Source organism: Halalkalibacterium halodurans (assembly GCF_004376175.1).
In the GTDB taxonomy this organism is placed as follows: Bacteria; Bacillota; Bacilli; order Bacillales; family Bacillaceae_D; genus Halalkalibacterium; species Halalkalibacterium halodurans.
In genome coordinates this window covers 27,548-35,419 of sequence record NZ_SNUY01000043.1, presented here as the reverse complement: position 1 = coordinate 35,419, position 7,872 = coordinate 27,548, and the positions used below count along the sequence as shown (strand labels likewise).

The following is a 7,872-nucleotide window of genomic DNA, read 5'->3' as shown; positions in this document are numbered from 1 at the left end:
CGCCCTTGATTGACCTCTGAATAAACCATTGGTGTGTTTGTCAAGAGCGATAGCGCGGCCTTTCCACCTAATAAATGGTAGTAGTGTTAGATCCAAATAAGGTTTTCATAGAAGTTTTGACACTACCCAAATTTGACTAGATGGACTATGCAATCAACCTTCTCATCATTGACCCTAGGCCATCCCCCCTTTGTTCGATTGCCTCACCTTGAGTAATCGCTTACATTTTCATATGATTCAAATTACCAGTAGAAAGAAAAATAACGACAAAGACATTCTAATCATACTAGTATGGTAGTTGATTCGAATTATAACACAAAATTCTGAAACATACAATAATTCAAATGGTTATTTGGCTCGGCAAGTCGTGCATACGTTGTCCATTCTGGACAGAATCCCATATCCCCCATAAATACATAATGCCTAACGCTCGGTCATAAAGACCGTACCCCGGCCGGCACTGTTCATCCCAAATATGTCGTCCGTGGTCGGGTCGGACATAACCTGTAAAACCAACTTCATGATAAGCTTTAACAATACTGACAATGTCAATTGATCCGTCTTGCTCCCGATGTGATGTTTCAACAAAGTCTCCGTTGTCAAACCGTTTAATATTGCGAATATGAGCAAACGGAATCCGGTCTGCAAATTCTCTTATCATCTCGGGAACTTGATTGTTCAGATCTGCTCCAAGGGCTCCACTGCACAACGTAATCCCATTCGCCGGATGATCAACAAGTTTTAACAACCTTCGAATGTTATCATGATTGGTCACGATTCTCGGCAATCCAAAAATCGGCCATGGTGGATCATCTGGATGGATCGCCATTTTAATATCACACGCCTCGGCGACAGGGATGACCTCTTGTAGAAAATAGTGCAAATGATCCCAAAGATCTTCCGTTGATACATGCTCATACGCTTCAAACAGAGTTTTTAAAGAGGCTAATCGCTCCGGCTCCCACCCTGGCATCGTAAACGTTTTGTTACTTGCAATCGTTTCGACTAACCCTTTCGGATTCATTTCATCTACCACTTTTTTTTCGTAAAAAAGGGCAGTGGATCCGTCCTCTAGTTTTTTATACAAATCGGTTCGTACCCAATCAAAGACAGGCATAAAGTTATAACAAATGACCTTCACACCTGCCTTCGCCAAATGCTTGATCGTCTGCTTATATGCTTCAATGTATCGATCTCTCGTCGGTAACCCTAATTTAATATCTTCATGAACATTGACACTTTCTACGACATCGATATGAAACTGATGTTGTTCGGCCTGCTCTTTTACCTCCATAATCCGTGACAAAGGCCAAACTTCTCCTGGCGGTATGTCGTGTAGAGCCCAGACGATTCCTTCCACGCCTGGAATCTGTCTTATATGTGCTAACGAAACACTATCGTTTCCCGCACCAAACCAGCGAAAAACCATCCTCATCTTTATTCCTCCCTATCTCGCACAATAACCATACTAGTATACATACTTAGTTATTTTTTACCCGCCATTGGTTCAACAGTTGACAATAGCGAGTAAAGTTTCCTTAAGAGTTCCCACCCTAAGTGACAGCAAAGCCATAGCTACTGCTCTCTCCCATGAATAGGTTCACATACTTAATGTGAAAAAAATTCCGGATATCGCTCTCTAAGCTGATCTTTTTCGACAATGACGAGGGACATGTGGGTCGCCATCGTCTCTTCTGCAAGCTCTTCGTTTCGGCTCGAAATCGCCTCAAAAATTTTTTGGTGGTGTTCAACAACGATCGTCCAATCTTGGTTAATGGCGAGTCTCAACATTCGGAGTCTGTCAAGGTGACTATTCATCTGACGGATGATTTTCCACGTTCGCTTCTTTTGACAAATGTCGAATAGAAGTTCATGAAATTCTTCATCTAATTCAAACAACCTCTGATGTGTCCCTTTTTTCAAACAAAACTCTTGCATCGTCAAGTTGGTTTCGATGCGGAGTAATTGATCTTGGTTCGCCTTTTTGCACACTTCACGCACTATCGCCTTTTCAATGTGCTCCCGTAAAAATCGCCCCTCTTCTACAAGGTCTAGATCAATTTTGGACACAATCGTTCCACTTTGCGGAATGATGACGAGCAAGTCTTCTTGGGCCAACTTAAAAAACGCCTCCCGTACAGGAGTACGGCTCACCTCTAATTTGCCGGCCATTTCTTGTTCAGAGATTTTCGTCCCTGGTGTCAATTCTAAGTTTATGATCTGCTCTTTAATTCGCTGATAGACAAAGTCTCTCGTTGACCCCGTCATTTCCGCTTTGCTTCTAAACATACTAACACCTCTCAATCTTAGAAAAACCGCAGGCTAAAGCCACACTATTTAACGTTCCCTTCGTCTTCCTTGTTGACTTTAAATCCTGCTTAGCCGAATTATATCGGATAAATGGTTCGTTTTTTTTCATCTGGGATCCCTGACTTCCGGTAAAAATACGTATTGATCACATCACGCCACTCTTTTGCGTGCTCGGCTTGGTGTTCGAGTCGTTCGAGAACTTGCTGAAAGCGTTCCGAGTCCACTTTCCCTTCTAATGATCGCCAGCTTTCCAATAATTGCTCAGCCTGCTCTGCTCCAGAAAAATGAGTGTCGTAAATATGTTGAATGACCGTCACGCCAGACTTTAGCTTATGCGTGTATGGAACATGATGGAAAAATAAGAGCAACGAATCGGGACATGTTTCTAGATGTTCGTACAACTCGTAGTTTTCTGCAAAGTATTGCGCTGTATAACCAGTTCCAGTTGCAACTGTCCGATCAACACCAATCCCGTGACAATCCGCATAATGGTATGTCCCCCAAACAGAATACTCATAACCGTCCACATTAGGGCCGTAATGGTGACCTGGCTCTACCATCCAGCCAACACCTAATGGAGCCGTGTAGCTTTCGTAAATCGGCCATGATTGTAAAAGCATCTCGTGAATCGTCTGAATCACTTCTTCATTGTCACCAAAAGTGGCCCGAGTCCATTCAGCGGTTACCTCTTCAGTTGAAAGATTAGGATTCCACGTAAGCCTCCCATATCCGTAAAGGTTTGCTTGTGCTAATAAATGACCGGTCCAATTTTCGTCATTTCCCACATTCGACACAGCCGTGATCCCACTAACCTTGTAGTCAAATTGACTGCCATCCACGATCGACTTTACTGGGCTCTCTTTACCATTTGCAAACGTATCAAAGTCCAAAATTTCTTTCCACTGTGGAACTAAATAGCATAGATGCTTCTGCTGTCCTGTATATTCTTGGGTGATCTGAAATTCGAGCATTTGGTTCGTCTTAGGCATGGCACCAAAAAGTGGGGAAACCGGCTCACGCACTTGAAAATCCATTGGCCCGTTTTTAATTTGCAGCACGACATTGTCATGGAATAGACCATCGAGTGGTTTAAAATGGTCATAAGCAGCTCTCGCTCGATCTGTTTTTCGGTCACGCCAATCTTGAAGACAATTGTACACAAAGCAGCGCCAAAGGACGATACCGCCAAACGGAGCCAACGCCTCCGCTAACATGTTTGCCCCCTCTGCATGATTACGTCCATAAGTAAACGGACCCGGTCTATGCTCAGAATCCGCTTTTACAAGAAAGCCACCAAAGTCGGGTATGTAGCGATAAATGTCTGCCACTGTTTCTTTCCACCAGGCCCGAACCTTCTCATCAAGGGGATCTGCCGTCTCTAGCTTCCCTAGCTGAATAGGGCTAGCATAATTAATACTTAAAAATGTCTTAATTCCATACTGCCGAAAAATATTTGCAACTTTCGCGACGTCCGGCAAAAATTTGCGGGTAATCAGCTTCGTTTCCTCTTCGTGTACGTTGACATTATTAAAAGCAATGGCATTTATTCCGATTGAGGAGAGGATTCGCGCATAATCCCTAATCCGTTGTAAGTTGTTTGTCACCTTATTATGTTCAAAGAAAATTGAGCCTCCTGCATAGCCCCGCTCTATACTACCGTCCATATTATCCCACTCATTGATCATACGCAATTGATTTCGCGGATTTTCAACAATGCGAAGGTCGTGCAAGTGATTCCGCATTTGCAAAAGCCTCAGCAAGTGAAAGGTACCGTATAAAACGCCCGTTTCTGTTTTACCTACGAGAACGAGGCGCCCTTTTTCGGAATAAATGGCATACCCTTCTTCGCGTAGTCGTTCTTTTATTGCCTGAGACACTTCGGCCACATCGGCAATCGTTCCTATAAGACAGGAAGCCTGCTCTCCAGTAGCAGATAAATAATTCGGTGTGACACCAAGTAATGATCTCAGGCCATGCGTTAATTCTTCTTTTGCGGATTCGATAATCGGCGAATTCCCCTTGATTTCAATTGTTTGAAAATAGGCTCGATACTGGGTATGTAGTGCTGAATCTGTTATTTCCTCATACCGAAGCCATGTTTCATAACCAGTTTCTCCTCGATTCATGACATCTCCTCCCTACGCGTGAAAATGGTAATCAAAATTCATTCATGATAGAGTAAGGGACTCCAATCCCTTCTGACATTTTAGTATAACTAGAATGGTAGTTCAGTTACATTATAAACGTATTGCGTTTATTTTTCAAATTTACTGTAAATTTATTTGTTCGTACGAATAAAGAAGAGAACCTATCCACAATCGATAGGTTCATCCTCGCTTATTAGAGAAAACATCAAGTTTTCCCACTCGCCCCATCGCCTCCTCAAGCTTAGCAATATCAGCTAACAAAGCAACTCGAACATAGCCTTCCCCATGCTCCCCGAATCCTTTCCCAGGAGCAACAACGACGCGGGCCTTTTTTAGCAAATAAGTAGCAAACTCCTCTGATGTAAAGCCTGATGGTACTGGAAACCAAGCAAAAAATGATCCTTTCGGTGCCTCAACATCCCAGCCAATCGCTCGAGCTGCTTTCACGAGGGCATTTCGCCGCTCCTCGTAAGTTTGAACGAGGGTCGTGACGCTCGATTGATCGCTCAATAGCGCATGGGCAGCTGCGGCTTGAATGCCGCCAAATAAACTGCAAAAATAGTGATCCTGCAATGTCTCAATCGCTTTAATAACACTCGGATTTCCAACCGCAAAACCGATTCGCCAGCCTGCCATGTTGTAATTTTTCGACAAGGTGATCATTTCTACCCCGACGTTCTTCGCTCCCTCTACTTGTAAAAAACTAAGCGGCTTTTGCCCATCGAAACCGATGGCAGAGTAAGCAAAATCGTGAACGACACAAATATCATATTCCTCTGCTAACTCAATTGCATCAGCAAACAGCTCCTCTGTAGCGACTGCACCAGTCGGATTGTTCGGGTAGTTTAAAAACATGAGCTTCGCTTCATATAGTACAGGTGCAGGAATCCCTCTTAGGTCTGGATGGAAGCCTAGCTCCTTTTTTAACGGCATTCCGTACATGCTTCCCCCTGCGATAGCGATCCCCGACCAATAATCGGGATAGCCGGGGTCTGGAACGAGAGCAATGTCACCTGGGTTTAAAAAGCATTGACTCACTTCTACAAGACCCGTCTTCGCCCCACCTAATACGGCCACTTCTGTTTTTGGATCGACCGATACACCATATTCTCGTTCATAATACTTAGACACCGCTTCTTTTAGAAACGGATAACCTGAAAAAGGTGCATAGCGATGGTACAAAGGATTTTCCGCTGCCTCCTGCAGCTTCTCCACAATATGCTCCGGTGTCGGTAAATCTGGACTTCCTTGACCAAGATTAATAATATCATCGTGATCTTTTTTTACTTCTTGTACTTGCTCGACCAATTTAGCAAAAAATTGCTCCGGCAACCTTTTCATCATATTCGCTTGCTCAAACGTCTTCATGTCTCTCCCACCTGTTTTTTCTTTTCTGGGGATAAATTCCCTACTTTATTGCTTTGAGTACGTCTTATCCCATGGTCACATCTATGTATCCTACAACGTGTGGGTCTCTCCTTAAAAAAGCTCCCCACTAAATAAAGTACACCTTATTTCACGTATTTTAACAGAATACTCTGACATAGTAAAATTCTTACCTACCTAGCTCATACATTTAAAAGGTAATGTCAAAAGTTCTATGAAAACTCACTAGGCATTCAGTTCTTTTCTCTTTTGTGGGTGGAGGAGCCCCGCAATCGCTCTTGACAAACACGCCAATGGTTTTGACTAAGGCTAAACAAGGGCGAAGGGGACAAAAGAAGGCATACCAAATAGCCCTTGGTTATTTCCATTTTAAACCATTGGCAAGTTCGGTTTGTCAAGAGTTCGCTACGCCGATTGCTGATGTTAGGGCTCAGCTAAACAAAAGCTAGGCAGTCTGATCAATCAACCATTGTTGAGCTAAGTCAATCAGCTTGGTCCAGCGTGCTGGCATGTTTGGAAGTTGTTCTAACTCTGGAATGAGAACAGGAACTTTACCTTCCAAGGCTGAATGCGGTCTTAGAAAGTTGAAGTAAGCCACAAATAAGGTCACAAATGATACGGATCCTTGTTCTGACCCGAATCCGTGAGTGGATCGGTAGTTGCCTTTAAAGGTTCGATTCAGTCTCTCAATAATCTGTTTTAGCGGTCTATATTCCTTGGAGACTTCATCTTCATTGGTTAAGCCGATGACTTGTATTACGTCAAATGGAATCTCATGTTGGGAAAAGAAATGCTGTGCTAACAAGTAGATTGGGTTTCCATCGACAACGAATGTAAGGTTCTCAGGAATCTCTTTCAGCTTAAGTAATACTTCGTCAATCGCTCGAATGGCGGTCGCTGTGTCTCGATTTGGTGAGACAGGGTATGAGAGAATCACCTTTTTCACCGCATCAAAAAAGAAAAACAGATAGTGCCAACGACCATTCACACGGATATACGTTTCGTCACCACAGAATTGATCTGAAAGCTCATAAGGGTAGTGGTCGACGTAAGGCTTAAGCGTAAGTGCTACACTGTTTTCGTAGTTTAAAATGCTTTGGTGAGAAATGGATACACCATGAATATCTTTCATCAGTGCAGCTGTTTTACGAGCGGATAGCCCGTAATTCACGTGATACGTCAGAATGAGTCCAAGTGTATGTGGAGACACATAAAGCCTTGATAAATCGACTTTTGGCTTCTTGGGTGAATGTTTCGCTAACGGTTGATAGTCAATGTGAAACTGGCGGTAAATATACCGCATTTTAAAGGCTTGAGGGTCTTCTTTGAACCGTTTTTTCTCTTTTTGTGACATTCTACTCAATTTCTTTTGGTAGTAGGAACAGTCATTGTTTTTACACTTAAACACATTAAAGTCTTTTCTTTCCTTGATTTTTTCAAGAGTCTTGGCACAGTGAGGGCACTTAAGGATGGCCTCTTTGAGATAGCGGCTTTTTTGATTAAAAAGACAGGAACACACCTTACATTGAAACTGTCCTTTCCCTCCATTATTGGCATACAAATACTCGGATGGAGCACCACACTTTGGACATTTCATTGACGCAGGAACAGGTGTTGAATTAGAACGTCTCTGTACCGGTTTAAGAGGCTTTCCATTCGCCGCCAGATGCTCAGTTAATAACTGTTTAAAATCAAGTTTTTCTGGTACTTCAATGATCGGCAGATCGTCGACTTGAAGTTTCCGATAAGGTTTGTTCACTGGCGCTTCTATTGGCTTATCAAACATGCTTTTCCCAATCAGTAGGGTAAGCAACGTTCGAATCATTTGTTCTTGATAGTTTATTAACATAAGTAAATAGGTTATAATTTGAGGTAACAACTTGTCACATCCTTTTTTCTTAAGGGGATTGATGTCGTGTGGTTACCTCATCAATACCTTAGAATTCAGGGGGGTGGCAAGTTTTTTGCTTATAAAGCCCTCTAATATAGGATTTATTAACCTATTTCTATATAAAGTTTTGACAATACG

5 protein-coding genes are annotated in these 7,872 nt (G+C 42.8%); all 5 read right to left on the bottom strand.

From position 1 onward, the window contains the following. Positions 1–340: 340 nt before the first annotated feature. Positions 341–1,435 carry a mannonate dehydratase gene (gene uxuA, locus E2L07_RS13790; RefSeq protein WP_134229850.1) on the bottom strand — a complete coding sequence of 365 codons (1,095 nt, stop codon included), beginning with the start codon at positions 1,433–1,435 and terminating at the stop codon, positions 341–343. Between the two features lie 173 nt (positions 1,436–1,608). After that, positions 1,609–2,289, bottom strand: coding sequence for a GntR family transcriptional regulator (locus E2L07_RS13785; RefSeq protein WP_053431695.1), 681 nt, complete (start codon positions 2,287–2,289; stop codon positions 1,609–1,611). A gap of 98 nt (positions 2,290–2,387) precedes the next feature. Beyond that, positions 2,388–4,436 carry an alpha-glucuronidase family glycosyl hydrolase gene (locus E2L07_RS13780; RefSeq protein ID WP_053431696.1) on the bottom strand — a complete coding sequence of 683 codons (2,049 nt, stop codon included), beginning with the start codon at positions 4,434–4,436 and terminating at the stop codon, positions 2,388–2,390. 201 nt (positions 4,437–4,637) lie between these two features. Next, the gene (locus E2L07_RS13775; RefSeq protein WP_134229849.1) at positions 4,638–5,825 is read right to left on the bottom strand and encodes a pyridoxal phosphate-dependent aminotransferase; all 1,188 of its coding nucleotides are present in this window, start codon (positions 5,823–5,825) and stop codon (positions 4,638–4,640) included. 463 nt (positions 5,826–6,288) lie between these two features. Further along, positions 6,289–7,722 carry a DDE-type integrase/transposase/recombinase gene (locus E2L07_RS13770; RefSeq protein ID WP_134228568.1) on the bottom strand — a complete coding sequence of 478 codons (1,434 nt, stop codon included), beginning with the start codon at positions 7,720–7,722 and terminating at the stop codon, positions 6,289–6,291. Between the last annotated feature and the right edge of the window lie 150 nt (positions 7,723–7,872).